The following is a 24,425-nucleotide window of genomic DNA, read 5'->3' as shown; positions in this document are numbered from 1 at the left end:
CATGCCTCCCGCGCCCGCGCGGCCGTCGCTACGCTCGGATGCATGCAGCCCGCCACCACGACCCGGGGGACACCACCGGGGGCCGACGACACAGCGCCGTTCGAACAACTCCTGGAAGCGTCGCGGCGCGAGCTGACGGGGTACTGCTACCGGATGCTCGGTGCCGCGTCCGAGGCCGAGGACGCCGTGCAGGAGACCATGATCAAAGCCTGGTCGAAGCGGGAATCCTTCGCCGGGCAGTCCTCCCTCCGTACCTGGCTGTTCCGCATCGCCCACAACGTCTGCGTGGACATGCTCCGCAGCCCACAGCGCCGGGCCCGACCGATGGACCTGGGTCCGTCCACGCGGACGGCGGAGGCCGTGCTCGGCGCCCCGGTCACGGAGAACGTCTTCGTGCAGCCCATCCCGGACGCGCGCGTGATCGACCTGTCGGGGGATCCCGCGGTGGTCGCCGAGGCCCGGGAGACCGTCCGGTTGGCCTTCGTGGCGGCCCTGCAGCACCTGCCGCCGCTCCAGCGGAGCGCGCTCATCCTCTGTGAGGTGCTCCGCTGGTCCGCCGCCGAGGTCGCGGTGCTCCTGGAGGTGACCACGGCGTCGATCAACAGCGCCCTGCAGCGTGCTCGCAAGACGATGGCCGCCTACGAGCCCGCGGCGCCGATGCCCCTCGAGGACCCCGCGCACAAGGTCCTTCTCGCGAAGTACCTGGAAGCCTTCGAGTCCTACGACATGGACGTGCTCGTGTCGTTGCTGCGCGACGACGTGGTCCTGTCCATGCCGCCCTTCGACCTGTGGCTCAGCGGGCCCGCTGACGTCATCGCCTGGTTCGTGGGCAAGGGCAGTGTCTGCGAGAACGGGCGCCTCCTCCCCCTCGACGTCAACGGTGCGGGAGGGTTCGCCAACTACCACTTCGTGGAGCCGGGGCTCTGGGAGCCGTGGGCCATCCAGGTCATCGAGACCGACGGCGAGCGCATCACCGGACACCACAATTTCCTGTACCCGGAGATGTTCGAGGCGTTCGGGCTGCCCCCGGTGATCGACGAGCGGGGGACGGCGGCCCGGAACTAGCCGTGCCGCCGACTGGTCCTATCGTCGGTGCGGCGCGGAAGGACCAGCCGGGTGCCGACCGCGTTCAGCACGGAGATGACGAACGCGGCCAGGATCGTCGTCAGCGGACCTCCCAGCTGGAGCGAGCCGCTCAGGACGGCGGACAGCCAGAGCAGCACCGCGTTCACCACGAGGGAGAAGAGCCCGAGCGTCAGCAGTGTGAGAGGCAGCGCCAGCAGCCGGAGCACCGGACCCACCAGCGCGTTCACGAGCCCGACGACGGCCGCGGTCACGATGAGCCCCCACAGCCCACCCGTCACCTGGACGCCCGGGACGAGCAGCGCCGTGATGGCGAGGACCACGACGAGGACGAGCCACTGGAGGATCAGGGCACGAAGCAACCGGACCACGGACACTCTCCTTTCGACGGGTGGATGGGCTCCTAGCGGACGATCGTGGGACGCAGGAGGTGCGTCGTGGCGACCGGAGCTGCGACGCCGAGGCGTGACGCCGCCGCGATCGCCTCCCGTCGGGTCCCGACGCCCAGCTTCCGGTAGATGCCCCGGATGTGCGTCTTCACGGTGTTCGTGGAGATCTGCAGGTCGTGGGCGAGTTCCTCCACGGTGGCGAAGGTGGGCAGCAGCGCCAGCAGTTCCTCTTCCCTCGGGGTGAGCGGCGGTCCGATGAGCGCCTCCGGCGGGCAGGCATGCCTGCCGATCAGGTCGATCTCGCGCCGGTAGCGGGGGAAGTGGTGGCGGTCGGTCTCGAGGGCCTGCCGCACGGTGTCCCCGGCGTAGGCGAAGCCGCGGACGGTGCGGTGCCGGGCCGCGATCGCCAGCGCCTTCTCGAGCGCCTCCCGGGCCTTGAACGTCCGCTCCTCCAGGAGTTCCACGCGTGCGAGGAGAGCCCACGCCGCGACGAGTCCCACGCGGCTCTGGCTCGTGACGAACTCCGAGGTGACGCTCGTCAGGAGCTGGCGCGCCCGTGCGAGCTGGCCGGATGCCACGAGCTCCCAGGCCGAGATGGTGTGGAGTTCGCCGCTGATGCCCTGACTCCTGCGCAGATCCACCTTGAGCCGGGCGAGGTCGTCGGACCGCTGGAGGGACAGCATCATCTCGGCCACCTGCAGGGAACACAGGGCCACGTCGGCGGGGAAGGCCCCGGCGGTCAGGTCGAAGCGCACCCTGTCGAGCAGCTCCTCGGCGATCTCCGCGCGCCGGCCGGAGGTCGGGAAGGAGAGGATCAGGGCCAGTTTCCCCGAGGAGTGGGCGACGATCGGCGCTGCCGTCAGGGCCCTGAACACGAAGGCGTTGTGCAGGCCGGCGCCGTCGTCGTCGAGGACATGGAACGCCGCCCATGCCGCGATCAGGTGCGCGGGACGGAGCCGCGGGCTGTACCGGAGGCCGTGCTCCTCTCCGCGCCGGATGGCGGCCTGGGCCTGGGCGGACGCCTCGGGGAAGTCCTCGGCGATCGTGGCCAGCGACGCGCTGGCCATGCCGGCGTCGATCACCGCACCCGGGTTGGCCCGGGCGGCCGCTTCCTTCAGCGCCTTCCGGGCCAGCGTCCGCGCCTCCGGCACTCTCGCCGCCGCGATGAGGGCCGCCACCTGGATGTTCAGGGCGAACACCCGGGCATCGGGCGCTACGTCGTCGAGGTCGAGCCGCTCCAGCAGCGCGACCGCTTCGGCCGCCCGGCCCTCCAGGAGCAGCAACTGTGCTTCCAGCCCCACGTCCAGGGTGTCGAAGGGAGGCACCAGCCGGCGCGGGGCGTCGCCGCCCGGGCCGCCCCGCCGGGCGGCGGCCCGCGCCGCCCTCTCGGGGTCCCCCTCGGCGAGGGCGATCAGACACTCGAGCAGCGCGAGTTCCCCGGACGTCGTCAAGCCGATCTCCCGCACGGCGGAAGCCAGCGTCCGCAGATCGTTCTGCCAGAGCAGCTGCAGCCCCGAGACACTCACGACGTGCCGCAGCAGGTCCTCGTCGTGCGCCTTGCCGGCATGGTGGAGGGCGAGCGCGTGATGTCCCTGCCGGAGGCGGTGCGGTGCCATCCGCGCATGGACCACCTCGGCGTCCGAGCGGGCACTGCCAGGGGCGGCCTCTGCGAACCACCGGCCGAACAGACGGTGCAACCGGAACCGATCCGCAGGTCCGGGACCCTGCACCGTCACGACCATCCCCGTCTCCGCGACGGTCCGTGCCACGAGCTGCGCCCCGTCCGTCCGGTCCAGCGCCACCTCGACGTCCCCCACCGTGAAGGGCTCGATCAGGGCCATGGCTGCGAGCGTCTCGCGGATCGCCGGGCGGTAGGACCTGAAGAGCGGGCCGCACAGCCTCTCGAGAAGTGGCTCCCCGCCGTGCGGGTCGCTCCGCGACAGGGCGTCGGGTGCGGTGGCGCGGTGGGCCTGGGCGACGGCGGCAGCCCAGCCCTCGGTGGTGTCGAGCAGCATCTCGACGTCGGGCCGCTCCGGCGCGAAGAGCTTCCTGACCTCGCGCCGGCGCATGACCAGGTCCTCCTGCGCCAGGCGTCCGACCGTCCCGTCGAGATCCATCTTGTACAGCGAACGGAGGTCGGGCGTCCTGCGGCCGCACAACATGACCGTCACCGTGGCAGGGGTCCGCTCGATCAGGTAGTCGAGCTCGGTGAGGAGCACGCGGTGGGTGAGGTGCTCGCAGTTGTCGAGGACGAGAAGCACACGGGCCCCGTTCTCCGCGCAGCGGTCGATCAGGGCGTCGATCATCGCCATCCGCAGGGAGGCGTCGTCGTCGGGCCCCTGCCAGCCCGCCTCCTCCCCCGTGAGCGCGACACCCAGCAGGTGCCAGAAGCGTCCGGGCCGGTTGTCCGAGGGATCGAGCGTCACCCAGGCGACGTCGTCGCCCGCCTCGCGCCGCAGGCGCGCCCACTCTCCGGCCGCCGCGGTCTTGCCGAAGCCCGCGGCGGCGGTGACGAGCAGGATGCGGCCACCCGCCTCGTGCAGGGCATCGAGACGATCGGTCAGGCGCGGTCGCGGGACCTCGCGCTCGTCGCGCTCCGGGACCCTGGTCTTGCGCCCCACCACGCTGGTCACATCCATCCACCCCTCCCCGCGATGTCGTCGTGCACCGGGTCGGCATCAACCCCGATGCGAGGGTGCATCAAGTGTGATCCCGATGCCGGGGGTTGGCCAGAGGGGTCGGCCGAGGAGGACGACCGGATGCCTCACCCCGCATGGGCCCGGTTGCTTCTCATTCGGGCGCGAAGGCCGCGCGCAGCGCGTCCTCGTCGTCGCGGCTCAGGTTGGTCTCGAGCAGTTCGGCCCGCACGCCCTGGAACGCCTCCGCGACGCGATCCGGCACGGCATCGGAGCTCAGGAGGAACAGTGCCGAGGTCCCGGGCGTGACCTTCTCCCGGATCCGCTTGATGAACGAGTCGTCGATCCCGACGTCGGCCAGGGAGCCGCTGAGGGCGCCCACCGCCGCGCCGATCGCGACGCCGAGCAGCGGGACGAAGAAGAGGATGCCGAACAGGAAGCCCCAGAAGGATCCGCCGAGCGCGCCCACCCCGGTGAGGTTGTGGAGTTGCCGCGTCTTCGGCTTCTTGGCGTCCGAGGGCCAGGACACGACCGCGGCGTCGTGCACGCGGATGAGTTCCTTGCTCTGCAGTTCGAGCAGCACCTGCTCTGCCCCGCTCGCGCCGTCGGCGTCGTCGAACTTCCACACGGAAAGGGTTGCCATCGTTCTTCCTCCTCGAGGCGTGCCGGAGCTTTTCCGACCCGCTGACCAACCTGCCCCCTTCCCGAGCGGGGAGTATCACCCGTAGGGGGTGAGACCCGCGGGCGGCCCGCCTGATGCTGCCGCAAGCCCCGACCGGCGCCCGTCGGTCCGGCCGGCCGGACCACCCGGTGGGGGTGAGGATCCGGCGGAGCGGACGAGCCGATGATGGAGGGATCACCCCACGGAGCAGGAGGTACAGGCAGCATGAGGGTTGGACCCGTCGACGTCTTCGTCTACACCTTCCCGGGTGCCGACGTAGCACCGGCCGTGCTCGAATCCTTCGGTGATGCCGTGCGCGTGGGTGCCGTGGCCCTGATCGACGTGGTGGTGCTCAGCAGGGCCCCCGACGGGGTGCTCACCGTCTCCGACCTCGACTCGGGGCTCCGGGAGGAATGGAAGGACCTCGTGGTCGACGGGGAGGCCATGACCCTGCTGAGCGAGGCGGACATCACGCTCGCGTCAGGGCATGTGGGCGCAGGCGAAGTGGGCCTGATGGCTGCCGTCGAGTACCGCTGGGCCGAACGCGTCGCCGAGCAGGTGCGCCACAGTGGCGGAACCACAGCGCTCCACACCCGGGTCCCCCACGAATCCGTGATCCAGGCCTTCCTCGCCGACGGCGCCGCGGCCACCTGACCCATCCCGATCCGGAGGCACAGATGTCCGCCAGTCGCCGCCATCGCCCTGGGCTGCTCGCCCCGGCGTCCTCGGGTGCGCCCGTGTGGCCGCCGGCGGTCCCCGACCCCGCGACGTCCCCGCTGCACGAGCCCGGTGGGGGCGACAGAGCAGGATCGACGATCCCGCTCCTCGAAAGTCTCGCCCGGCTGGCCGACCTCCGGGACCGCGGATTGCTCACGGACGCGGAATTCGCGGCCGCGACGGCATATCTCCTGCAGTGACCCTGCTTTTGTGTGTAAGAACACATCCGTCGTCCACCGTCACGGCTTTATGTCGAAATACCGGCGGGTAAGCGATAAGGTCGGAATCTGGGGCCAACGAATTCGTCCGGACAATACAGGAGAATGAGATGTCACAGCGGGTACAGGTCCATCTGGTGGATGACCTGAATGGTGAAGAAGCACAGGAAACGGTTCGATTCAGCCTCGACGGCACGAACTACGAAATAGACCTCACGGAACAGAATGCGGAGTCGCTGCGCTCTGCCCTCTCCGGGTATGTCGACAAGGGGCGGAAGGCGGGCTCGGGCAAGCAGCCGTCCGCGAGCCCGAAGGCGTCCTCGCGTGCGAAGCGGGAGGACACCCAGCAGATCCGCCGGTGGGCGCAGGACAACGGCTACAACCCGAGTTCCCGCGGTCGCATCACCCAGTCGATCATCGACGCCTACAACGAGAGCCGCTGACCGAGGGGGAGCCCGATGGTCACCGTCCACCTCCGCTACGAGATCGACCCCGACAAACTCGCCGACTTCGAGGAATACGGCAGGCGCTGGATCCGGCTCGTGGGGAGACTGGGCGGTAATCACCACGGATATTTCCTTCCGAGCGAGGGCGACAGCGATATCGCCTATGCCCTGTTCACGTTTCCCTCGCTCGCCGATTACGAGCGGTACCGCGAGGAAGCGGCGACGGACCCTGAGTGCATCGGCGCCTATCGCCTGGCGCAGGACAGCAAATGCATCCGCCGGTACGAGCGCCGTTTCCTCGCGCCGATGTTCGGCTAGGCCGGCACTAGGGGGACCGCGCCCACGCCATCGCCTCCGGGGCGCTCTCGAAATACTGCGTCTCCGACAGGGCCTGCTCCAGGAACCCCGCGATGACCTGGTCCACCGGTCCGGTCCCCACGAGCGCGATGCGTGAGGCCAGGGACGCTTCGAGGAGGAGGGAGCGGGCCTGTGGGGCGATCCCGACCAGTCCCTGCAGATGCACGACGAGGGGCATCCGGTGGCCGTCGGACAGGTCACGGACCCCGTCGTAGGAGCCGAGGACGTCCGTCGGGGCGAGCAGTGAGCCGGGAGCCCACCACAGGACGAGCAGCCCTCCCCGGTCCTCCACGCAGTGCTTGCCCGCACAGTGCCGGCGCGAGCCGGGCCGGTGCGGTGGGCCGGGGCAGAGCCGCGACAGCGCGGCACTCCCGAGAACTGTGTCACTCACGTCATGCCTCCAGGGACGAACGGATCCTCGCTCCCAGCGACCGAATGTCTTCACTCTGGCACGGCCGAATCGCCCGCCCGGCGATTACGGACAGAAGCGGGTAGTCGACCCTGTACAAATCGAGTGGTCGGTGACATCATCCCGAGTGATCCGCACCACACCGCCGGTCAGGAACCGGGTCGACGCCAACGGGGGCCACCATGCCAGCATCAGGAACAATCGTCCTCGCCATCGGCACGAAGAAGGGCCTCTGGCTCGCGTCGAGCCCCGACCGGGAGACCTGGACGCTCTCCGAACCGAAGTTCCTGATGGAGGAGATCCCGAGCGTCGGGATCGACACCCGCGGCGGGCGCACCCGACTGTTCGCCGGCCGCATGTCGTGGCACTTCGGGCCCTGCATCGCCCACTCGGACGACCTCGGCGAGACCTGGGCCGAGCCGCAGGAAGGCGGCATCCGCTTCGACGCGGACGAGGGCGTGGCACTGGAACGCATCTGGCAGATCCAGCCCGACGCCGATCACCGCCCCGGCGTCGTCTGGGCCGGCTGCCAGCCCATCTCGGTCTGGAAATCGACCGACCACGGCGAGACCTTCGAGCTCAACCGCGGCCTGTGGGACCACCCGCACCGGAGCGAGTGGGGCGCCGGCTTCGGCGGGGCCGCCGCCCATACGGTGCTGCCCAGCCCGGCCGACGAGACGCTCCACGTCGCGATGAGTACCGGCGGCGTGTACCGTTCCGACGACGGCGGCACCTCCTGGCAACCGCGGAACAAGGGCATCAGCGCCTACTTCATGCCCGACCCGAACCCGGAGTTCGGCCAGTGCGTGCACAAGGTGGCCCGTGACGCCGTGGACCCCGACCGCCTCTTCGCCCAGAACCACCACGGCGTGTACGCGAGCACCGACCGCGGGGACTCGTGGCAGTCCATCGCCGAGGGGCTGCCGGCGGACTTCGGCTTCGTGATGCTCACCCACCCCCGCCGCACCGGCACCGCGTGGGTCATACCCTTGAAGGCCGACGGCGAGCGCATCCCGCCCGGGGGCCACCTGCAGGTGCACCGGACGGACGACGGCGGCTCCACCTGGCAGGCCGGCGACGCCGGCCTGCCCCGGGCGGAGTACAACGCGGTGCTCCGCGATGCCGCGTGCGTCGATACGGCGGACATCCCCGGCGTCTACTTCGGGACACGCGGCGGCACCGTCTATGCGAGCGCCGACGAGGGCCGCACCTTCCGGGAGGTGGCGAGGAACCTGCCGGACGTGCTCTCGGTCCGCGCCGCCGTCGTCCCGGCCTGAACGGCATCCCGTGACCGCGACGAGCCCCGTGACCGTCCTGATCCCGACGCTTCTCCGCCCCTACCTCGGCGGGCTGAGCGAGGTCAGCATGAGCCTGCCCGGCCCCGGCGACGTGGCCTCGCTGCTGGACAGCCTGGGTGAGGGGCGTCCCCTGCTCGAGCAGCGCATCCGCGAGGAGACCGGTGCGCTGAGGCGCTACGTGAACATCTACGTGGACGGTGAGGACGTGCGTCGGCTGGACGGTCTCGGCACGCCGGTCCCGGCGGGCGCGACCGTCATGATCATCCAGTCCGTCGCCGGGGGCTAGGGCTGGGACACCGCGTAACCCAGAGTTAACGGCGCCCGCCGGATGCCGAAACGTGGCGCTGCCTACCATGACTCAGCGCTGCGTGCCATACCCGGTCCAGCACCCCACCAGGTGCAGCCCCGGCTCAGTCCCGTCCGGCACGCGCAGGCGCCATCACGGAAAAGGACTTCCCATGGACTCTGGAAACGTCGCCTGGATTCTCGCCAGCTCCGCGCTCGTCTGTCTGATGATCCCGGCCCTGGCCCTGTTCTACGGAGGAATGGTGGGCTCCCGCCGCATCCTCAACATGATGATGATGTGCTTCGGCGGTGCAAGCCTCGTCGCGGTGTTGTGGGCCATGTTCGGCTACTCGATGGCCTTCGGCAACTCGGTGGGCGGGCTCGGGCTGATCGGGAATGTCGCCGAATACGCCGGCATGGGCCAGCTGCTCGCCGAGGACCAGGCCGCCTCGATCCCGCCCATCCTCTTCGCGGGCTTCCAGCTCTTCTTCGCCTGCGTCACGACGGCACTCGTGGCCGGCGCCGCGGCGGGCCGGATGAAGTTCGGTGCATGGATGATCTTCGCGGGCGTCTGGGCCACCCTGGTGTACTTCCCGGTCGCCCACTGGGTCTTCGCCTTCACCTCCGAGGACGGGTCGGTGGTCGGCGGGTGGATCGTCAACAACCTGGGTGCCGTCGACTTCGCCGGTGGCCTGGCCGTGCACATGAACGCCGGCATCGCAGCACTCGCCCTCTCCCTCGTGCTCGGTCGCAGCCACGGCTGGCCCAAGGTGGACCACGCCAAACCCCACAGCCGGCCGCTCGTCCTCGTCGGTGCGGGCCTGCTGTGGGTGGGCTGGTTCGGCTTCAACGCAGGGTCGGCCCTGTCCGCAGGGCAGGCCGCGTCCGTGGTGTTCCTCAACACCGCGGTGGCCGCCGCGGCCGGACTGCTCGCCTGGGCCCTCGTGGAGCGGGTCCGCAACGGGGCCGCCACGAGCATGGGTGCGGCCTCCGGCCTCATCTCAGCACTCGTCGCCATCACCCCGGCCTGCGGGGCCGTCAGTCCCATGGGCGCCCTGGCCATCGGCGCGATCGCCGGAGCCGTCTGCTCGCTGGCGATCGAACTCAAGTTCCGGCTCGGCTTCGACGATTCGCTCGACGTCGTCGGCGTCCACCTGATCGGCGGCATCCTGGGCACACTGCTCATCGGTTTCTTCGCCACGCCGGACGCACCGAACGGCGTGGCAGGCCTGTTCTACGGCGGCGGGTTCGAACTGCTCGGCATCCAGTCGCTCGCGACGGTCGCCGTGCTCGCGTACTCCTTCGTGGTCACCTGGGTGATCGCCCAGGTCATCCAGCGGACCATCGGCCTCCGGATCGAAGAGGAGGACGAACTGCGCGGTATCGACATCGCCGCCCACTCCGAGTTCGCCTACCTGACCGACGAGGACCCCGTGGACCTCGGAGCGCCCCGCAAGTAGCCCTCAGCGCTCCCCCAGAGGACCGCCCGACGTCCGGAGACGTCGGGCGGTCTTCTGCGTCCGGGTGCGGGCCTCCGGCCCGTCCCGTGCTAGAGCCGCAGGGCGCCCAGCCGCTCGAGGGCGCCACTCGGACCCACCGCGGCGATGCCGTGCGCCCGTGCCCAGGACGCCAGCTCCTCCGTGATGGCCTGTGAGACGCCGGACCAACGGGCGTACGGCAGGACATAGACGGAGTCGACGTCGGCGCGGGTCGCATCGAGGAGTCGCAGGCCGCCACAGCCGACGGGCTGTCCCGTGGCCAGCTCGTAGGCGATGAGGAAGACGGCGATACCGGCTCCGTCGTCGGCCGCTGCCGGCAGGGGTGCGGGCGACTGGCCGCGGTCGGTCTCCGCACGCAGCGCCTCACGCAGCCCGACGGCCACCGGATTGGTCCAGGGGACGTATCTGACCCTCAGCGTCTGCATCGCAGCCTCCTATGGAAGTGGTCTGCTGGTCCACGTTACGCAGCGGCGGTTTCGGCAGCATTTCCGCCCGCGAAACTTCAGGTGCACTGCTCTCCCGGATCAGGGCGTTCTAGACTGGCCCGCAGAAGCCCCACTACCGACATCGACGGGACCGGCAGTGACCTCGCGCACGTCCTTCGTGGAGAACGAGCTCCTCGCCCTGGAGGAGCGGGAGCGACGCGCGCTCCGGATCCTGGACGCCTTCCCCTCGGCACGGGCGCGTGAACAGTACCGGCGCGCCGCCTTCGACGTACTGCTGTACCGGCTCGGGCACCAGGCGATCGGGCGCTAGGGTCCGACGCGGAACCGCACCGTGGATCCCGGTGCGAGCTGCGCTGCCCTGTCGAGGTCCGCGGCTACCACGACGGCGATCACCGGGTACCCACCCGTGACCGGATGATCGGCGAGGAACAGCACCGGCAGGCCCGACGGCGGGACCTGCAGCGCGCCGCGCACCGTACCTTCGCTCGGAAGCTCACCGTCCCGGGCCCGGACGAGGGCCGGCCCGTCGAGGCGGAGGCCGATCCTGTTGGACCGGGCCGTCACCGTCCAGTCCGTCCCGTACAGGCGGGCCGGTCCGTCGTCGAACCAGTCGTCGCGCGGACCGGGGATGACGCGCAGCACCTCGGGCCCCGCGGTCGGCCTCGGCTCCTCGGGGTTCCCGACCGTCGATCCCCGCGCCGGCCGGCCCACTGCCAGATGCGTGCCGGCCGTGAGGGCGGGCGGCCCGAGCCCCGACATCGAATCGGTGGACCGGCTGCCCAGCACCTCCCCGGCCTCGAACCCGCCGCGCACGGCCGTGTAGGTGCGCAGCCCCGACACCGGGGGCGACTGCCGCAGCACCTCACCGGCCCGCAGGAGGAACGGAGCGCAGAGGGCGGGCCCGCGCTCCCCGCCGTCGGGTGGGGAGACGGTCAGCCCGACGTCGGCGCCGGTGACCGCCAGCACCTGGTCCTCCTCCGCGGCGAGCACCAGACCGCCGTTGAGGCTCTCGATCACGGCGCATCCGGGTGCGTTGCCCACCAGCCTGTTGGCCTGCCGCAGGGCTGCGCGGTCCAGCGCACCCGCCCCCGCGACGCCCAGGGCCATGAGGCCGGGCCGGCCCAGGTCCTGCAGCGTGCTGTAGAGGCCGGGCCGGACGACGGTCAGCCCCGGGGGCGTCGGCGTCACACCCCTTCCAGGGAGCAGGGGAGCGGGCACGGGAACTGTCACGGGAGCGGGAGCGGCAGGCGGACCGGGGAGCGTGCGTGGTGGGATGTCGACGAGCTCGCGCACCGCGGTGAAGCGGACCCTGTTGCCGGGACCGATCAGCGCGGGCCCGCTCCGGCGGATGTCCCACAGGACCGCGTCGGTCCGCCCGATCAGCTGCCAGCCTCCGGGTGACTGCCGCGGGTAGACCGCCGAGAACGGCCCCGCAAGTGCCACGGACCCGGCCGGGACGGCCGTGCGGGGGGAGTCGCGCCGGGGGACAGCGAGGCGCGGATCGCCACCCGTCAGGTAGGTGAAGCCCGGCGCGAAGCCCCCGAAGGCGGCGACCCAGGGCGTGCCCGTGTGGGCCGCGACCACGGCGTCCCCACTCATCCCCGTCCGCTCCGCGACCTCGGCCAGGTCGGCGCCGTCGTACTGCACCTCGATGGTGATGAGCGTGTCGTCCTGCCCGGCGGGCTCGGACAGGTCGATCGTGCGGAGCCGGGCAGCGAGGGCGGGGAGCCGGCGGGCGTCCTCGACCGTGACGAGGACCGTCGTCGCGGCCGGCACCACGTCCACCTGCCCGTCGACCGGGTGCTCCCGCAGCTGTGCCTGCAGGCTGAGCACTTCCGGCAGGCCGGGCAGCTCGACGAGCAGGGCACGATCGCCGACCGGCCGCAGCGGGATGCCACCCGGGGCGTGCCTGCCGCCCGGAGCGGCGGCGTCAGGCGAAGGCACCGACGTCCACGCCGGCGGACGCCAGGGCCCGGCGCACCGCCGCAGCCATTCCGACAGCCCCCGGGGTGTCGCCGTGCACGCAGATGCTCTCGGCGGCGATGCGGATGCGGGACCCGTCGACCGCCACCACCTCTCCGGCCGTCGCGATGCGCAGGACGTGCTCGACGACGTCGGACTCCGCGTGCAGGACGGCGCCGGGCTCCCGCCGCGGCACGAGGGCGCCGTCGGGCTGGTAGGCGCGGTCGGCGAAGGCCTCCACCACGGTCCGGAGCCCTGTGGCGCGCGCCTCGGCCTCGATCACGGTGCCGGGCAGCACCAGCAGCGGCAGTGTGCCGTCGACCTCGTGGACCGCCCGGACGACGGCGCGGGCCTGGCGCTCGTGGACCGCGATCGTGTTGTACAGCGCGCCGTGGGGCTTCACGTACTTCACGGTCGTTCCCGCCGCGCGGGCCAGGGCCTGGAGTGCGCCGATCTGGTAGACGACGTCGTCGGTAAGCTCGCCGGGCTCGATGTCGATGAACCGCCGGCCGAATCCCGCAAGGTCCCGGTACCCGGGGTGCGCGCCGACCGTGACGCCGGCGGCCGCGGCTGCGGCGCAGGTTGCGCGGATGCCCGCCGGATCACCCGCGTGGAACCCGCAGGCCACGTTCGCGCTCGAGACCGAGGCGATGATGCCCGCGTCGTCGCCGAAGGTCCAGTTGCCGAAGGACTCCCCTACGTCGCTGTTGAGGTCGATTGCCATGTGGTCTCCTGGTTCGCCGGAGTGCCCGGGAAGGTGTCGCCCGCCGTCGTCGTGTCCTCAGGGGTCCGAGCGGAACCCGATGAGCTTGTGCGAGCCGTCGCAGTACGGTTTCAGGACCGACGCTCCGCAGCGGCACAGGGCCACGGTGCGGCGCGTGCGGGGCAGTTCGCTGCCGTCGGCGCCGACGAGCTGGAAGTCTCCGCGGATCAGCAGCGGGCCGTCGGGGCAGGCGACGACGGAGACGGGAGCGGCGTCGCCCGAGTTCAGCGGGTGCGCCGGGACGGGAGCTGCTCCGCCGCCCACCCCGTCGAGGGCATCGGCACTCACGAGGCCATCGCCCCGGCGGTGCGCAGGGACGAGCGATCCTCTTCCCACGCATCCATGATGTGGACCGTCATGAGGGAGCCGACGGCGAGGGCCGCCGCCGCGCCGAACAGGACGTCCCCCAGGAGGTGCGGATCGGACTCGACGAGCCCGCCCGCCATGTCGCGGCCGGCGATCTGCTCGTGGACGGCGTCGGCCTCGACGTGCTCGTCGAAGTATCCGGTGGCGTCCTCGCCGTACCCGTGACGCGTGAAGCCCCGCGAGTACAGCCGGTTGGGCTGGGAGGACGTCATCTCGTAGGCGGCGAGGTGCCCCACGATCGCACCGCGCAGCCGGCGGTTGAGCCCGAAGAGGGACATCAGGTTGTTGGAGGCGAGCGTGATGGCCGGCGCAGCGTCGAGATAGGCGCCATAGGTGTCGTCCATCCCCAGCTCGCGCATCGTGCGGGCGAAGAGGACCGAATGCATGCGCGGCAGCAGGCCGTTGCCGTACTCGTCGGCCTGGATCTCCACCAGCGCCGCCTTCGCCCTCCCCGTCAGGCGGGGGATGGCCCAGGTATGGGGATCGGCCTCCCTGAGCTGGGAGACGGATCTGTGCACGAGGAACTCGCGCAGCTGGTCGTGCGATGCCGACTTCGCCACGAAGCGGGACATGCTCGGACCGGAGTCCTCACCGGTCAGGCGGAACAACTCGGCGCAGACCGCCTCGCTGGTGGCGGCCGGCAGCGTCCCGACGACCGTTGCGGCGCGAACCCCGGCCTCGAAGGCCGCCTCGATGCGCTGCCGCACACCCAGCAGGTGGGGATTCCACTCCCAGTCGTCGCCCGCCTCGTCGATTCCGCTGTAGTGCAGCTCGTACAGGCAGAACAGGGTGAGCTGGAGGTCCTCGTCGTGCAGGATGTCCGGCGTGCGGGCCAGCGATGCCTCGACGACGGCATCGAGCCGGGAGAGGGATTCCTCCTGCGACGCGACGGTCTCGCCGATCACGGCCAGGAGCAGTGCGCTGGCGTCGCCGCGCGGTGAGGGTTGCTTCATCAGGGACCTCTTCTGTCGGTTCGACCCGCTGGGCCGGGCATCGAAACCAAGCGTACTTCCCTTCTCCGACATGACGCGGACCGGGACGGCACGACGACGCCGGCCCGCTCGTACCCGGGGGGCCTGCGGTCCGGCATCGTCGGCGATGCTCCCGGAATGGGGGTCCGGGACGGGATCCAGCGTCCGGGAGCGTGCCGCGCCTAGGCGCGTCCGGCCCTGTCGCGGGCGCCGCGGCTCAGTGCCAGGGCGAGCCCGATCATGCCGACGCCGAGGACGAGGTGCAGCCAGTTGTCGGCGCTGTTCACCGGGACGACGTTGGCAGCCGAGTCCTGGCCGATGACGAGGCCGTAGATCCACAGGACGAGGTAGATGACGCCTCCGCCCAGGAGGTATGTGCGCGACCCCGACACGGTCTTCGCCATCGCGAGGCCGGCGATGCCGAACAGCAGGTGGACGATATTGTGCAGGATCGAGACCTGGAAGATACCCAGGAGCTTCGCCTCCGACTCGTGTCCGGCGAACTTCATCGTGTCGTAGTCCGAGGTGATCCCGGGGATGAACCCCAGGATCCCGACGAGCAGGAACACGACGCCCACCGCCTGCGCGGCGCGCTGCAGGGTCGTCCGGCGGCCATCCGCCGTCCGATCGTCCGTATCTGCCATCAGACTCTCCTTCTTTCCGGGCCGCTATTCGCGGTTCAGTTTGTCCTGCACGGTACCGGCGAGCTTCTCGACGGTGTTGGGGATCTCCGTGGTCCCGTAGAACCGGGAATCCGGATGCGTGGGCGGGCCCATCGGCGCGGACGTCGTGGGCCCCTCGTGGTAGGTGAATTCGCCCTTGCCGTCCGGCGTGGGACCGGATGCCCAGCTGCCCTCGGATGCCGCCTTGCCGTCCGAGAAGTTGAGGTACTGGTAGGAGACCGCGCGGAGTTCCTTCTTGATCGGGAAGTTGCTCGGCACCGGCATCTCCTCCATCGTCGACTCCTGCAGCTCACGCGCCGCCGCGGTCCACTGGTTCTGGTGCATGGTGTCCCGGGCCAGGAGGAAGGACAGCATGTCCCTCACCCCGTGGTCATCGGTCATGTGGTAGAGCCGGGCGACCTGCAGGCGGCCCTGCATCTCGGCGTTGGCATTGGCGGTGAAATCCGCCAGGAGGTTACCGCTGGCGGTCAGGTAGCTGCCCTGCCAGGGGTTGCCGTTGCTGTCCACGGCGCGCGCACCGGCACCGGCGACGATGGCCTGCTGCATGTCGGTGCCGCCGATGACGGCCGCGACGGCCGGGTCGGCCTGGAGGGAGTCCTCCGTGATGCCCAGCGGCGCCTTCTCCAGCAGCCGGGCGATCATGATGGCGAGCATCTCGACGTGGCCCATCTCCTCGGCGCCGATCCCGAACAGCAGGTCACGGTACTTGCCCGGGATATGGGCGTTCCAGGCCTGGAAGCTGTACTGCAGCGCAACCGTGATCTCGCCGTACTGGCCCCCGAGGACCTCCTGCAGCTTCCGCGCGTAGATCGCGTCGGGCCTGTCGGGGGTCGCCTTGTACTGAAGCTCCTGCTTGTGAAAAAACACGGGTGGTTCCTCCCCACATCGGGTCCGCCCGGGTGAGGCCCCGCTTCTTCCGGAAGCGGCCGCGTGCGGTCCTCTTGCTTCGACGGTAGAAGCCCGCCTAGGATTTTCGGAAGATACTAAGTCTACTTATTTAGAAGTTGCGGAATCTTGCGAAAGAGCTTGCATCAATGAAGGTAAGCATGCTTAGCTTCAGTGATAAGTCCAGCACGAGATGCCGGACCATCGCATCGAGAACACGATGGACCGTCCGCTTTAACGGCAATATCAACGTTAGGAAGACCATGACTACGCAGAATTGGCCGAAGGATCCCCTGGTTCCCTCCACGACCGGCAACGAGTCGTCCACATCGAACCTCGGAGCCACCGAGCTCGGCACCACGGGAACCACCGGCGGCACCTCCGGTTCGGGCGACTCCAAGAAGTCCGTCGCCAAGGATCAGGCCAAGCAGGTCGGGCAGGACGGCAAGGAAGCGGCGAAGAACGTCGCCGGAACCGCCGCTACGGAGGCGAAGACCGTGGCCGCCGAGGCCGGGACGCAGGCCAAGAACCTGCTCGGCACCGTGACCTCCGAGGTCAAGAACCAGGCGGGCTCGCAGCAGCAGAAGATCACCGAGGGCATCCGGAGCATCTCGGACGAGCTCAAGTCGATGGCCGAGAAGTCCGACAACCACATGGTCTCCAACCTCGTGCAGCAGGCCTCCCAGCGCACCGGCTCGGCTGCCGGTTGGCTCGAGGGCCGCGATGCCTCCGACATCCTCGAGGACGTCAAGGCCTTCGCCCGCCGCAAGCCCGGCACCTTCCTCGCCATCGCCGCCGGGTCCGGCCTCGTCGTCGGCCGCCTCACCCGCGGCCTGACGGGCAACCCTTCGTCCGGTAACACCTCGGGCGGTCAGGGCCGCACCTCGACAGGCACGCCGACGGGCACCTACGCCGGGTACACCGAGGTCGGTTCCGACGCCTACAGCGGCACCCCCGCCTCCGCCGGCTTCGGCGAGTCCACGCGTGGACAGCACGTCGCCCAGTCCAGCCCTGCCTTCGTCGATCCGACGGACGACTACCCCACCATCCCGCCGGGAACCCCTCCCGTGGGCACCCTCCCGAATGACGGGAGCCTTCGCTGATGACTGAGGCATACACGGGCGGCGCCCACCAGGCCGCCGCACCCCTGCCGACGGAGGCCGAGCAACGCTCCGCCAACGCCTCGGTGGGCGAGCTCCTCGGGGAGGTGACGAAGGACCTCTCCAAGCTCATGCGCCAGGAGGTGGCCCTGGCGAAGGCCGAGGCGACCGAGTCGGCGAAGGACGCCGGAAAGGGCGCGGGCATGTTCGCCGGCGCCGCCGTCGGCGGCCACTTCGTACTCCTCTTCCTGTCCCTCGCGCTCATGTGGGGTCTCGGTGCCCTCATGCCGCTGGGATGGGCCGCCGTCATCGTGGCCGTCCTCTGGGGCATCATCGCCGCGGTACTGGCCTCCCGGGGCAAGAAGGAAATGAAGAAGGTCAAGGGTCTCCCGCTGACAGCGGAGACCGTCAAAGAGATCCCGCCGACACTGAAACCAGGTGAGCAGACACGATGAGCCAGACGCCAGATGAGATCCGCGCAGACATCGAGCGCACCCGCCAGGAGCTGGGGACCGACGTCGACGCCGTCGCGGACAAGGTCAACCCGGCCAACATCGCGCATCGCCAGACCGAGAAGGTCAAGCACAGCTTCAGCAACGTGAAGGAGACCGTCATGGGCAAGGCCGAGGACGTCAAGGATTCAGTGCTCGGAAAGGCCGAGGACGTGAAGGGAACCGTCGCCGACAAGGCCGGTTCCGTCAAGGACAGGGCAGGAAGCGGTGTGGGCAGCGCCCAGTCCGCCACCGGCTCGGCCAAGGACAAGGCGCACCATGCAGGCCAGGTCGTCCAGGGGGCGCCCCGCCAGCTGAGCAACAAGGCTGCGGGCAACCCGCTGGCCGCGGGCCTCATCGCGTTCGGCCTCGGCCTGCTCGTCGCCAGCGTCATCCCGGCCAGCGAGAAAGAGCAGCAGGCAGCATCGCAGCTCAAGGAGCAGGTCGCTCCCCTGAAGGACAAGGTGACCGAAGCGGCCAAGCAGGTCGTCGAGGACGTCAAGGAGCCCGTGCAGGAGGCCGTGCAGTCCGTCAAGGAGACGGCCGCGGACTCCGTGCAGACCGTGAAGGACGAGGGCCAGCACGCCGCCAGCGACGTGAAGGGCAGCGCGCAGGACGCGAAGTCGAACGTCCAGCACAGCTGATCCCCGTGCAATGAACGGAAGGCCACCGGTTCCCGGTGGCCTTCCGTCGTTCCCCGGCCCACACGGCGGAGGGGGCCCTCCGCGGGCCGGTCCTGCCCACGCCGCCCGACCGGTCAGGCGAGGAGTGCTTCGGCCACCGCCTGCGCGACGACGGCCTGCCGGTACTCGACGGACAGGCCGTTGCAGGCGTCGATGAGCGAGCGCCGGACGCCGGCCAGCTTGTCGTCCTCGAAGAATGCGTTCTGCATGTCGATGACCAGCAGCGCCGTCCCGCGTCCTCCGGCCATGCCGGAGGCACCATCAGAGGACGGCATCGTCTTCACGCAGCGCGCTGTGAGACGGTCCGCTCGAGGTGCCGTCCTCCTGCGGCTCCGTCACGCCCGCGGAGCACGGCGCGAGGGCAGCGACGTCCCCGAGGACGTCCGGTCCGACCGGTGGGGCCTCCGCATGGCGGCGGACCTCGGCCTCCGTCATGTCGGCCGCCCGCGCGATCTGCAGGTGCGAGAAACCTCCCTCGAGCGCGTCCCGGATCGCCTCGCCGCAGGCCAGTGCGAGCCGGTCGCGCTGGAACGCGGCATCTTCGAGATCGGCGGCGGCGATCAGGACGTGATGGATATGTGGGGGCCGTGCTGTTGGCATGGTGGCCTTTCCGGGGATCTGCGAAGCGGCCTGCCGGCGGTCCAGGAGAGGCTTTCGTACCTGCCGCACGCACCTGTCCGAGTGGCATTGCCCAGGGTCGGCGCAGGTCGTCGTACGGGGTGGATGCGCATGGATCGCATGCATGGGCTTGATTCGGGGATGTTCGGCCGGTAGCTGGACCTGTTCGTCATCATACGGAAGCACGCGCCGGCTCAGAACCCGCGGGATCGCGATCTCCGGTACCCCTGGACAGCCCGGATCCGGTGCCGGAGGGGCGCCCGGACGCTAAGCCTGCTTCCAATTAACTACTAAGTATGCTTACTCTAGAGGCCGGTGGTTCACAGGGGCTCCGACCCCTGCAGGACCTACAGCCGAGAATTCCACACCCCTCGCAGTGAGATTACTCAGAAGGAGAAGGAAATGATTACTCAGGAACACATCGATACCCTGCTCGGCAATGGCGGCCACGTCCTCGGTTCCGACGGCGAGAAGATCGGATCGATCGGCCAGGTCTACCTGGACGACCAGACCGGCGAGCCCAGCTGGGTCACCGCCAAGACGGGCCTCTTCGGTACTTCGGAGTCCTTCATCCCCCTGCAGGGCGCAGACGTCGCAGGCCATGACGTCCGCGTGCCCTACTCGAAGCACCAGGTGAAGGATGCGCCCCGGGTCGAATCCGACGGCAACCTGAGCCCGGAGGAAGAGGACCGCCTCTACCGCCACTACGAGATCGGCGGCGGCACGAGCGGCTACACCGACACCACCACGACCGGCACGACCACCGGCACCGTCGGCCGCGGGGATCGCGACGTCGACATCGACACCACCTCGGGCCGCCACGCCGACGTGTCCGACACGTCGAGCACCTACTCGGACACCGACGCCAGCACGGGTCGCGCCACCGTGGGCCACGACACCTCAGGTCCTACGACGGACGATGCCATGACCCGCTCCGAGGAGCAGCTCCACGTCGGCACCGAGCGTCGCGAGGCCGGCCGTGCACGCCTGCGCAAGTACGTCGTCACCGAGAACGTCACCCAGACCGTTCCGGTCAGCCGCGAGGAAGTCCGCGTGGAGCGCGAGCCCATCACCGACGCCAACCGTGGCGACGCGTTCGACGGCCCGGCCATCAGCGAGGAGGAGCACGAAGTGGTCCTCCACGCCGAGCGTCCCGTCGTCGAGAAGGAAGCCGTCCCGGTCGAGCGTGTACGCCTCGACAAGGAGACGGTGACCGAGAACGAGACGGTCAGCTCCGATGTCCGCAAGGAAGAGATCGAGATCGAGGGCGCGGATGACACGCGTCACGGCAAGAACCTCTAACTAGCACTGGTATGCGAGGAGGGCCCGGAGCTGCGCTCCGGGCCCTCCTCGGTTTCCGGTCCGTTGCCGTCGGGCAGGTCCGCCGGCAGGCATCCGGAAGGCCCGGGACAGCTCACCTCGCGATAATAAGCATGCTGTCTATTTCGGGTAGAGTTGTCTACAGTAAGTAGTAGGTACACAAGGAATTCACCGCGCAAGACTCAAGGGGAAGGACATGCCATCGTGCCGGAGTTGAACGATTGGTCGACCAGCCGCCTGCTGACGACCGCGGCCCGCATCGTCGAACACTCATGGAATGAGAAACTCCTGGGCATCGGCATCACGCACGCCGGACTGACCACACTGGGTGTGCTGGAGCGCGAGGGCACCCTCACGGGCGTCCGCCTGGCGCAGCTCGTCCATGTCCAGGCACAGACCGTCGGACGCACGCTCGACCGCCTCGAGAAGCGCGGACTCGTGACCCGGCTCCGCAACACGGCCGACCGCCGCAGTCAGCGGATTACCATCACCTCGGCGGGGCTCAAGGCGCTGGAACGGGCCAAGAACATCGAGAATGAGCTGATGGCCGAGGACGGCCTCGCATCGGAGGACCTGCGGGACCGCCTCAAGACCGTCATCAACGAACTCGGTCCGAAGAAGGACTAGTAGCCGCCACCATCCGCGGCCATGTTGTTGAAGCGTGAGTAGTGGCCCTGGAAGCCCACCACGATGGTCTTGGTGGGCCCGTTGCGGTGCTTGGCCACGATCACGTCGGCCTCACCCGCCCTGGCCGACTCCTTGTCGTAGACGTCGTCACGGTGGAGCAGGATCACCATGTCGGCATCCTGCTCGATCGAACCGGACTCGCGGAGGTCGGAGACCTGGGGCCGCTTGTCCGTTCGCTGCTCGGATCCGCGGTTCAGCTGCGACAGGGCGACGACGGGCACGTTGAGCTCCTTGGCCAGCAGCTTGAGCGCTCGCGAGAATTCCGAGACCTCCTGCTGGCGGGATTCCACGCGCTTGCCGGAGGACATCAGCTGCAGATAGTCCAGTACGACGAGTTTGAGGTCGTGGCGCTGCTTGAGCCGGCGGCACTTCGCCCTGATCTCCATGAGGGACATGTTCGGGCTGTCGTCGATGAAGAGGGGCGCATCGTTCATGCGTCCCATCGTCGTGGCGATCTTCCCCCACTGCTCGTCCTTGATGGTCCCCTTGCGCAGGTCCTGCAGCCCGATGGTCGCCTCCGCCGACAGCAGGCGCATGGCGATCTCGTTCCGGCCCATCTCCAGGGAGAAGAACACGGTGGCCATGTTGTGCTTGATGGCCGCGGAGCGCGCCCAGTCGAGCGCGAAGGTCGACTTGCCCATGGCGGGACGCGCCGCGACGACGATCATCTGGCCGCCGTGGAGCCCCTGCGTGAGCTCGTCGAGCTCGTAGAACCCGGTGGGCACCCCGGTCATGCCCTCGCCGCGGTGGCCCGCGGACTCGATCTCGTCGACGGTCCCCTCGATGATGTCCTTCAGCGCCACGTAGTCCTCGGCCGTACGACGCTCGGCGACAGCGTAGACCTCCGCCTGCGCCGCGTTGACGAGATCGTCCACTTCGCCGTCGTTCGAGTACCCGAGCTGAACGATCTTCGTCCCGGCATCGACGAGGCGGCGGAGGACGGCGCGCTCGCGCACGATCTCGGCGTAGAAACCGGCGTTCGCAGCCGTGGGCACGGACTGGATGAGCGTGTGGAGATAGGCAGGGCCGCCGATGCGGGAGATCTCGCCGCGCTTGGTCAGCTCGTCGGACACGGTGACGGCGTCGGCCGGCTCGCCCCGCCCGTAGAGGTCGATGATCGCCTCGTAGATGCTCTCGTGGGCCGGTCGGTAGAAGTCGAGCCCGCGGAGGACCTCGACGCAGTCGGCGATGGCGTCCTTCGAGAGCATCATCCCGCCGAGCACCGACTGCTCCGCGACGAGGTCCTGCGGGGGCGTACGCGAGAACTCCGGGCTACGTGTGTCCGTCGATGAATCTGCATGTGCCAGGGACACTGAAGGGCCTTTCTCCTGCTACTGAAGCGGTGTTCGCCGGAGCGGACCACCGGATGCCCGGGGTGGGTCTGACAGGTAAGGCCTATCACCCGTCACCCTCACTATTGGGAATCTCCGGCAACGGTAGTCGCCCGGCGCGGGGCGGCAAAGCGCCATCCCAACAGGGGGTGTGGGTAAGTGGCAAGATGCTGTGGATAGCGGGGCGTATCTTGTGCACAGGATGGGGACAACCCTGTGGACAGTCAACTTCTTTCTCCTGCAAACCGCCTCTGACCTGCGCAGACGTTATCCCCCGGGTGTGGATCGAAACTATTTCTCGGACCCGTCCGTCCACAGGTGTGCTGTTGACAACTCGCCCTGCGACGGTCCGTCGGGTCCTGTCCGGCTCGTATGCCCTCGGCGCCACATGTCCGGAGGAGACCGGCCGGGAGCTTGGCAGGCCGGACGAGCGCATATGAACGCCGGGGCACTCCTCGATCCGCTGACGCTCCCCGAGAAGTCGCTGCCGGGCATGTCTTCCGGAGGATATGCGCGCGGAGGGATGGCGGAGATCGCGGCCCGCGCCCGTCACCGGGCAGTGCGCGAAGGACGCGATGGAGGGACTCAACGCGAAAGCCCCCGCCGATGGCGGGGGCTTCCTCGTGGATCCGGACCTGCCACCGACGCCTCGCAGCGTCGGCAGCTCGCAGGCGACTAGCTGGCGACGACGTCCAGGTCGATGACTGCTGCTACGTCCTCGTGGAGACGGACGTTGGCCTGGTACGAGCCGACCGACTTGATGTGAGCCGGCAGTTCGACCTTGCGCTTGTCGATCTTGCCGAGACCGGCGGCCTCGACGGCCTTCGCGACGTCGTCGGCCTTGACCGTGCCGAACAGGCGGCCGGAGCCACCGGCCTTCACGGTCAGGGTGACGGGCTTGGCCGACAGTGCGGCCGCCTGGCGCTGGGCGTCCTCGAGCGACGCGTGCTCGCGGGCGGAGCGGGCAGCCTTGATCGAATCGACCTGCTTCTCGCCACCCTTGCTCCATATCAGGGCGAAGCCGCGGGGCAGAAGGTAGTTACGTGCGTAACCGTTCTTCACCTCGACGACGTCGCCTGCGGCACCGAGTCCGGTGACTTCCTGGGTCAAAATGAGCTTCGACATAGTGTGTCCCTCTCCCTAGCCGCGGCCAGCGCCGGAGTACGGCAGCAGCGCGACTTCGCGGGCGTTCTTGATTGCCTGGGCGATCTTGCGCTGCTCCTGGACGGTCACGCCGGTGACGCGGCGGGCACGGATCTTTCCGCGATCGGAAATGAACTTACGCAGCAGGGCTACGTCCTTGTAGTCGATGACGGTGACGTCAGCGGCCTTCAAGGGGTTGGACTTTGGTTTGGGCTTACGGAGTTCAGCCTTAGCCATCGTGGTGCTCCTTTTACTGTTGGAGCCCGCAGAACGATTCTGCGGGATGGGAGATGCCAGTCACGTGCGTGACTGCGGCAGGGGTCCCGGGAACGGAACCCCTGCCTGGGAAGTGCCTAGAAGGGCGGCTCGGAGTCGGGGCCGTTGCCCCAGCCCTGCGAGTTGCCGCCTGCGGGCGCACCCCAGGGGTCGTCCGCGGGCTGCTGGGCCTGCTGGCCCCCGCCCCCGCCGCCGCCCCAGCCCGAACCGGAGTTCGAACCGCCGGAGTTGCCGCCACCGGAGTTGCCGCCGAAGCCGCCGCCCGCGTTGGAGTTCCCGGCGCCGGAGCGCTGGGTCCGGGTGACCTTCGCCGACGCATAGCGCAGGGACGGACCGATCTCGTCCACCTCGAGCTCCATGACGGTGCGCTTTTCGCCCTCTTTGGTGTCGTACGAACGTGACTTGAGTCGGCCCTGGGCAACCACGCGGGTTCCCTTGGTCAGGGTCTCGGCGACGTTCTCCGCAGCCTCACGCCATACCGATGCACGGAGGAACAGCGTTTCGCCGTCCTTCCAGTCGTTGGTCTGGCGGTCGAACGTGCGAGGAGTGGACGCGATGGTGAAGTTGGCCACCGCCGACCCGGACGGCGTGAACCGCAGCTCGGGGTCGTTGGTGAGGTTGCCGATCACCGTGATGACTGTTTCGCCTGCCATGGTGCCTCCTTGAGTCACTGCCCGCCGGAGCGGGGTGGATGGATGAGGG

Annotated in this window: 31 protein-coding genes; 14 read left to right on the top strand and 17 right to left on the bottom strand. The window is 69.4% G+C overall.

What is annotated here, in order from left to right:
* Positions 1 to 42: 42 nt before the first annotated feature.
* The gene (locus tag CXQ97_RS14570) at positions 43 to 1,065 is read left to right on the top strand and encodes a sigma-70 family RNA polymerase sigma factor (RefSeq protein WP_104181592.1); all 1,023 of its coding nucleotides are present in this window, start codon (positions 43 to 45) and stop codon (positions 1,063 to 1,065) included.
* On the opposite strand, the gene CXQ97_RS14565 is transcribed toward CXQ97_RS14570, so the two are convergent.
* From CXQ97_RS14565 to CXQ97_RS14555, 3 genes are all read right to left on the bottom strand, one after another.
* The gene (locus CXQ97_RS14565; RefSeq protein WP_181035084.1) at positions 1,062 to 1,454 is read right to left on the bottom strand and encodes a phage holin family protein; all 393 of its coding nucleotides are present in this window, start codon (positions 1,452 to 1,454) and stop codon (positions 1,062 to 1,064) included. The genes CXQ97_RS14570 and CXQ97_RS14565 overlap by 4 nt on opposite strands.
* A 32-nt stretch (positions 1,455 to 1,486) precedes the next feature.
* Complete coding sequence (locus CXQ97_RS14560) at positions 1,487 to 4,111, bottom strand: LuxR C-terminal-related transcriptional regulator (protein ID WP_104181590.1); 2,625 nt, start codon at positions 4,109 to 4,111, stop codon at positions 1,487 to 1,489.
* A 151-nt stretch (positions 4,112 to 4,262) separates the two neighbouring features.
* Entirely contained in the window at positions 4,263 to 4,751 is a 489-nt protein-coding gene (locus CXQ97_RS14555) for a DUF1269 domain-containing protein (RefSeq protein WP_104181589.1), read from the bottom strand.
* A gap of 243 nt (positions 4,752 to 4,994) precedes the next feature.
* Here CXQ97_RS14555 and CXQ97_RS14550 point away from each other — a divergent pair, with 243 nt between their 5' ends.
* From CXQ97_RS14550 to CXQ97_RS14535, 4 genes are all read left to right on the top strand, one after another.
* Positions 4,995 to 5,423, top strand: coding sequence for a DUF6325 family protein (locus CXQ97_RS14550; protein WP_104181588.1), 429 nt, complete (start codon positions 4,995 to 4,997; stop codon positions 5,421 to 5,423).
* A gap of 23 nt (positions 5,424 to 5,446) precedes the next feature.
* Positions 5,447 to 5,686: an SHOCT domain-containing protein gene (locus CXQ97_RS14545; protein ID WP_104181587.1), complete on the top strand. Its 240-nt coding sequence runs from the start codon at positions 5,447 to 5,449 to the stop codon at positions 5,684 to 5,686.
* A gap of 128 nt (positions 5,687 to 5,814) precedes the next feature.
* A complete protein-coding gene (locus tag CXQ97_RS14540) occupies positions 5,815 to 6,147 on the top strand; it encodes an Lsr2 family protein (RefSeq protein ID WP_104181586.1) in 333 nt (110 codons plus the stop codon).
* Positions 6,148 to 6,162: 15 nt separating this feature from the next.
* Entirely contained in the window at positions 6,163 to 6,468 is a 306-nt protein-coding gene (locus tag CXQ97_RS14535) for an NIPSNAP family protein (protein ID WP_104181585.1), read from the top strand.
* 7 nt (positions 6,469 to 6,475) lie between these two features.
* On the opposite strand, the gene CXQ97_RS14530 is transcribed toward CXQ97_RS14535, so the two are convergent.
* Complete coding sequence (locus CXQ97_RS14530; RefSeq protein ID WP_146069655.1) at positions 6,476 to 6,898, bottom strand: hypothetical protein; 423 nt, start codon at positions 6,896 to 6,898, stop codon at positions 6,476 to 6,478.
* A gap of 200 nt (positions 6,899 to 7,098) precedes the next feature.
* On the opposite strand from CXQ97_RS14530, the gene CXQ97_RS14525 reads away from it, so the two are divergent.
* The 3 genes from CXQ97_RS14525 (at position 7,099) to CXQ97_RS14515 (ending at position 9,959) form a co-directional block, all read left to right on the top strand.
* A complete protein-coding gene (locus CXQ97_RS14525) occupies positions 7,099 to 8,193 on the top strand; it encodes a glycosyl hydrolase (RefSeq protein WP_104181583.1) in 1,095 nt (364 codons plus the stop codon).
* Between the two features lie 10 nt (positions 8,194 to 8,203).
* The gene (locus CXQ97_RS14520) at positions 8,204 to 8,500 is read left to right on the top strand and encodes a MoaD/ThiS family protein (RefSeq protein ID WP_258062614.1); all 297 of its coding nucleotides are present in this window, start codon (positions 8,204 to 8,206) and stop codon (positions 8,498 to 8,500) included.
* Positions 8,501 to 8,672: 172 nt separating this feature from the next.
* Positions 8,673 to 9,959 carry an ammonium transporter gene (locus CXQ97_RS14515; protein WP_104181581.1) on the top strand — a complete coding sequence of 429 codons (1,287 nt, stop codon included), beginning with the start codon at positions 8,673 to 8,675 and terminating at the stop codon, positions 9,957 to 9,959.
* 89 nt (positions 9,960 to 10,048) lie between these two features.
* Here CXQ97_RS14515 and CXQ97_RS14510 read toward each other — a convergent pair whose 3' ends face one another.
* Positions 10,049 to 10,423 (bottom strand): GNAT family N-acetyltransferase, encoded by a 375-nt coding sequence (locus CXQ97_RS14510; protein WP_104181580.1) that lies wholly within the window; start codon positions 10,421 to 10,423, stop codon positions 10,049 to 10,051.
* Positions 10,424 to 10,580: 157 nt separating this feature from the next.
* On the opposite strand from CXQ97_RS14510, the gene CXQ97_RS19905 reads away from it, so the two are divergent.
* Positions 10,581 to 10,754: a hypothetical protein gene (locus tag CXQ97_RS19905; RefSeq protein ID WP_181035083.1), complete on the top strand. Its 174-nt coding sequence runs from the start codon at positions 10,581 to 10,583 to the stop codon at positions 10,752 to 10,754.
* On the opposite strand, the gene CXQ97_RS14505 is transcribed toward CXQ97_RS19905, so the two are convergent.
* The 6 genes from CXQ97_RS14505 to CXQ97_RS14480 all read right to left on the bottom strand — a co-directional run bounded on the left by CXQ97_RS14505 (position 10,751) and on the right by CXQ97_RS14480 (position 16,056).
* Positions 10,751 to 12,388, bottom strand: a complete 1,638-nt coding sequence (locus CXQ97_RS14505) for an urea amidolyase family protein (protein WP_258062611.1) — start codon at positions 12,386 to 12,388, stop codon at positions 10,751 to 10,753. The two genes, CXQ97_RS19905 and CXQ97_RS14505, sit on opposite strands and share 4 nt — an antisense overlap.
* Positions 12,375 to 13,130, bottom strand: coding sequence for a LamB/YcsF family protein (locus tag CXQ97_RS14500; RefSeq protein ID WP_104181579.1), 756 nt, complete (start codon positions 13,128 to 13,130; stop codon positions 12,375 to 12,377). Before CXQ97_RS14500 ends, CXQ97_RS14505 begins: the two co-directional genes overlap by 14 nt.
* Before the next feature lie 57 nt (positions 13,131 to 13,187).
* On the bottom strand, positions 13,188 to 13,457 hold the full coding sequence (locus CXQ97_RS14495) for a CDGSH iron-sulfur domain-containing protein (RefSeq protein ID WP_306740038.1): 270 nt from the start codon (positions 13,455 to 13,457) through the stop codon (positions 13,188 to 13,190).
* Complete coding sequence (locus tag CXQ97_RS14490) at positions 13,454 to 14,488, bottom strand: iron-containing redox enzyme family protein (RefSeq protein WP_104181578.1); 1,035 nt, start codon at positions 14,486 to 14,488, stop codon at positions 13,454 to 13,456. Before CXQ97_RS14490 ends, CXQ97_RS14495 begins: the two co-directional genes overlap by 4 nt.
* A gap of 200 nt (positions 14,489 to 14,688) precedes the next feature.
* Positions 14,689 to 15,150 (bottom strand): DUF4383 domain-containing protein, encoded by a 462-nt coding sequence (locus CXQ97_RS14485; RefSeq protein ID WP_104181577.1) that lies wholly within the window; start codon positions 15,148 to 15,150, stop codon positions 14,689 to 14,691.
* A 24-nt stretch (positions 15,151 to 15,174) separates the two neighbouring features.
* Positions 15,175 to 16,056, bottom strand: a complete 882-nt coding sequence (locus tag CXQ97_RS14480; RefSeq protein WP_104181576.1) for a manganese catalase family protein — start codon at positions 16,054 to 16,056, stop codon at positions 15,175 to 15,177.
* 281 nt (positions 16,057 to 16,337) lie between these two features.
* Between CXQ97_RS14480 and CXQ97_RS14475 the strand changes: the two genes are divergently transcribed.
* Genes CXQ97_RS14475 through CXQ97_RS14465 form a run of 3 tightly spaced genes read left to right on the top strand, consistent with a single transcriptional unit; the run spans position 16,338 to position 18,309 of the window.
* Complete coding sequence (locus tag CXQ97_RS14475) at positions 16,338 to 17,177, top strand: hypothetical protein (RefSeq protein ID WP_104181575.1); 840 nt, start codon at positions 16,338 to 16,340, stop codon at positions 17,175 to 17,177.
* Positions 17,177 to 17,629: a phage holin family protein gene (locus CXQ97_RS14470; protein ID WP_104181574.1), complete on the top strand. Its 453-nt coding sequence runs from the start codon at positions 17,177 to 17,179 to the stop codon at positions 17,627 to 17,629. Before CXQ97_RS14475 ends, CXQ97_RS14470 begins: the two co-directional genes overlap by 1 nt.
* A complete protein-coding gene (locus CXQ97_RS14465) occupies positions 17,626 to 18,309 on the top strand; it encodes a DUF3618 domain-containing protein (RefSeq protein ID WP_104181573.1) in 684 nt (227 codons plus the stop codon). Before CXQ97_RS14470 ends, CXQ97_RS14465 begins: the two co-directional genes overlap by 4 nt.
* A 113-nt stretch (positions 18,310 to 18,422) precedes the next feature.
* Here CXQ97_RS14465 and CXQ97_RS19545 read toward each other — a convergent pair whose 3' ends face one another.
* Together CXQ97_RS19545 and CXQ97_RS14460 are read right to left on the bottom strand one after the other, a co-directional pair.
* Positions 18,423 to 18,623, bottom strand: coding sequence for a hypothetical protein (locus tag CXQ97_RS19545; protein WP_146069654.1), 201 nt, complete (start codon positions 18,621 to 18,623; stop codon positions 18,423 to 18,425).
* On the bottom strand, positions 18,610 to 18,948 hold the full coding sequence (locus CXQ97_RS14460) for a hypothetical protein (RefSeq protein ID WP_104181572.1): 339 nt from the start codon (positions 18,946 to 18,948) through the stop codon (positions 18,610 to 18,612). Before CXQ97_RS14460 ends, CXQ97_RS19545 begins: the two co-directional genes overlap by 14 nt.
* 420 nt (positions 18,949 to 19,368) lie before the next feature.
* Between CXQ97_RS14460 and CXQ97_RS14455 the strand changes: the two genes are divergently transcribed.
* On the top strand, positions 19,369 to 20,268 hold the full coding sequence (locus CXQ97_RS14455) for a DUF2382 domain-containing protein (RefSeq protein ID WP_104181571.1): 900 nt from the start codon (positions 19,369 to 19,371) through the stop codon (positions 20,266 to 20,268).
* A gap of 222 nt (positions 20,269 to 20,490) precedes the next feature.
* Positions 20,491 to 20,913, top strand: a complete 423-nt coding sequence (locus CXQ97_RS14450) for a MarR family winged helix-turn-helix transcriptional regulator (RefSeq protein ID WP_258062610.1) — start codon at positions 20,491 to 20,493, stop codon at positions 20,911 to 20,913.
* Here CXQ97_RS14450 and dnaB read toward each other — a convergent pair.
* The 4 genes from dnaB to CXQ97_RS14430 all read right to left on the bottom strand — a co-directional run bounded on the left by dnaB (position 20,910) and on the right by CXQ97_RS14430 (position 24,376).
* On the bottom strand, positions 20,910 to 22,286 hold the full coding sequence (gene dnaB / locus CXQ97_RS14445; protein ID WP_104181570.1) for a replicative DNA helicase: 1,377 nt from the start codon (positions 22,284 to 22,286) through the stop codon (positions 20,910 to 20,912). The genes CXQ97_RS14450 and dnaB overlap by 4 nt on opposite strands.
* A gap of 693 nt (positions 22,287 to 22,979) precedes the next feature.
* Positions 22,980 to 23,429, bottom strand: a complete 450-nt coding sequence (gene rplI, locus CXQ97_RS14440; RefSeq protein ID WP_104181569.1) for a 50S ribosomal protein L9 — start codon at positions 23,427 to 23,429, stop codon at positions 22,980 to 22,982.
* A 15-nt stretch (positions 23,430 to 23,444) separates the two neighbouring features.
* Positions 23,445 to 23,684, bottom strand: a complete 240-nt coding sequence (gene rpsR, locus CXQ97_RS14435) for a 30S ribosomal protein S18 (RefSeq protein WP_005273147.1) — start codon at positions 23,682 to 23,684, stop codon at positions 23,445 to 23,447.
* A 116-nt stretch (positions 23,685 to 23,800) separates the two neighbouring features.
* Complete coding sequence (locus CXQ97_RS14430) at positions 23,801 to 24,376, bottom strand: single-stranded DNA-binding protein (RefSeq protein ID WP_104181568.1); 576 nt, start codon at positions 24,374 to 24,376, stop codon at positions 23,801 to 23,803.
* Between the last annotated feature and the right edge of the window lie 49 nt (positions 24,377 to 24,425).

This window comes from Arthrobacter sp. B0490 (genome assembly GCF_002929355.1).
Taxonomy (GTDB): domain Bacteria; phylum Actinomycetota; class Actinomycetes; order Actinomycetales; family Micrococcaceae; genus Arthrobacter_D.
This window is presented reverse-complemented; position numbering and strand designations above follow the sequence as displayed.

What these genes read in the sequence shown, in the direction of transcription:
- CXQ97_RS14570 (WP_104181592.1), top strand. Translation starts at nt 43, where the DNA reads ATGCAGCCCGCCACCACGACCCGGGGGACACCACCGGGGGCCGACGAC.
- CXQ97_RS14560 (WP_104181590.1), bottom strand. Translation starts at nt 4,111, where the DNA reads ATGGATGTGACCAGCGTGGTGGGGCGCAAGACCAGGGTCCCGGAGCGC.
- CXQ97_RS14555 (WP_104181589.1), bottom strand. Translation starts at nt 4,751, where the DNA reads ATGGCAACCCTTTCCGTGTGGAAGTTCGACGACGCCGACGGCGCGAGC.
- CXQ97_RS14550 (WP_104181588.1), top strand. Translation starts at nt 4,995, where the DNA reads ATGAGGGTTGGACCCGTCGACGTCTTCGTCTACACCTTCCCGGGTGCC.
- CXQ97_RS14545 (WP_104181587.1), top strand. Translation starts at nt 5,447, where the DNA reads ATGTCCGCCAGTCGCCGCCATCGCCCTGGGCTGCTCGCCCCGGCGTCC.
- CXQ97_RS14540 (WP_104181586.1), top strand. Translation starts at nt 5,815, where the DNA reads ATGTCACAGCGGGTACAGGTCCATCTGGTGGATGACCTGAATGGTGAA.
- CXQ97_RS14535 (WP_104181585.1), top strand. Translation starts at nt 6,163, where the DNA reads ATGGTCACCGTCCACCTCCGCTACGAGATCGACCCCGACAAACTCGCC.
- CXQ97_RS14525 (WP_104181583.1), top strand. Translation starts at nt 7,099, where the DNA reads ATGCCAGCATCAGGAACAATCGTCCTCGCCATCGGCACGAAGAAGGGC.
- CXQ97_RS14515 (WP_104181581.1), top strand. Translation starts at nt 8,673, where the DNA reads ATGGACTCTGGAAACGTCGCCTGGATTCTCGCCAGCTCCGCGCTCGTC.
- CXQ97_RS14510 (WP_104181580.1), bottom strand. Translation starts at nt 10,423, where the DNA reads ATGCAGACGCTGAGGGTCAGATACGTCCCCTGGACCAATCCGGTGGCC.
- CXQ97_RS14500 (WP_104181579.1), bottom strand. Translation starts at nt 13,130, where the DNA reads ATGGCAATCGACCTCAACAGCGACGTAGGGGAGTCCTTCGGCAACTGG.
- CXQ97_RS14490 (WP_104181578.1), bottom strand. Translation starts at nt 14,488, where the DNA reads ATGAAGCAACCCTCACCGCGCGGCGACGCCAGCGCACTGCTCCTGGCC.
- CXQ97_RS14485 (WP_104181577.1), bottom strand. Translation starts at nt 15,150, where the DNA reads ATGGCAGATACGGACGATCGGACGGCGGATGGCCGCCGGACGACCCTG.
- CXQ97_RS14475 (WP_104181575.1), top strand. Translation starts at nt 16,338, where the DNA reads ATGACTACGCAGAATTGGCCGAAGGATCCCCTGGTTCCCTCCACGACC.
- CXQ97_RS14470 (WP_104181574.1), top strand. Translation starts at nt 17,177, where the DNA reads ATGACTGAGGCATACACGGGCGGCGCCCACCAGGCCGCCGCACCCCTG.
- CXQ97_RS14465 (WP_104181573.1), top strand. Translation starts at nt 17,626, where the DNA reads ATGAGCCAGACGCCAGATGAGATCCGCGCAGACATCGAGCGCACCCGC.
- CXQ97_RS19545 (WP_146069654.1), bottom strand. Translation starts at nt 18,623, where the DNA reads ATGCCGTCCTCTGATGGTGCCTCCGGCATGGCCGGAGGACGCGGGACG.
- CXQ97_RS14460 (WP_104181572.1), bottom strand. Translation starts at nt 18,948, where the DNA reads ATGCCAACAGCACGGCCCCCACATATCCATCACGTCCTGATCGCCGCC.
- CXQ97_RS14455 (WP_104181571.1), top strand. Translation starts at nt 19,369, where the DNA reads ATGATTACTCAGGAACACATCGATACCCTGCTCGGCAATGGCGGCCAC.
- rplI (WP_104181569.1), bottom strand. Translation starts at nt 23,429, where the DNA reads ATGTCGAAGCTCATTTTGACCCAGGAAGTCACCGGACTCGGTGCCGCA.
- rpsR (WP_005273147.1), bottom strand. Translation starts at nt 23,684, where the DNA reads ATGGCTAAGGCTGAACTCCGTAAGCCCAAACCAAAGTCCAACCCCTTG.
- CXQ97_RS14430 (WP_104181568.1), bottom strand. Translation starts at nt 24,376, where the DNA reads ATGGCAGGCGAAACAGTCATCACGGTGATCGGCAACCTCACCAACGAC.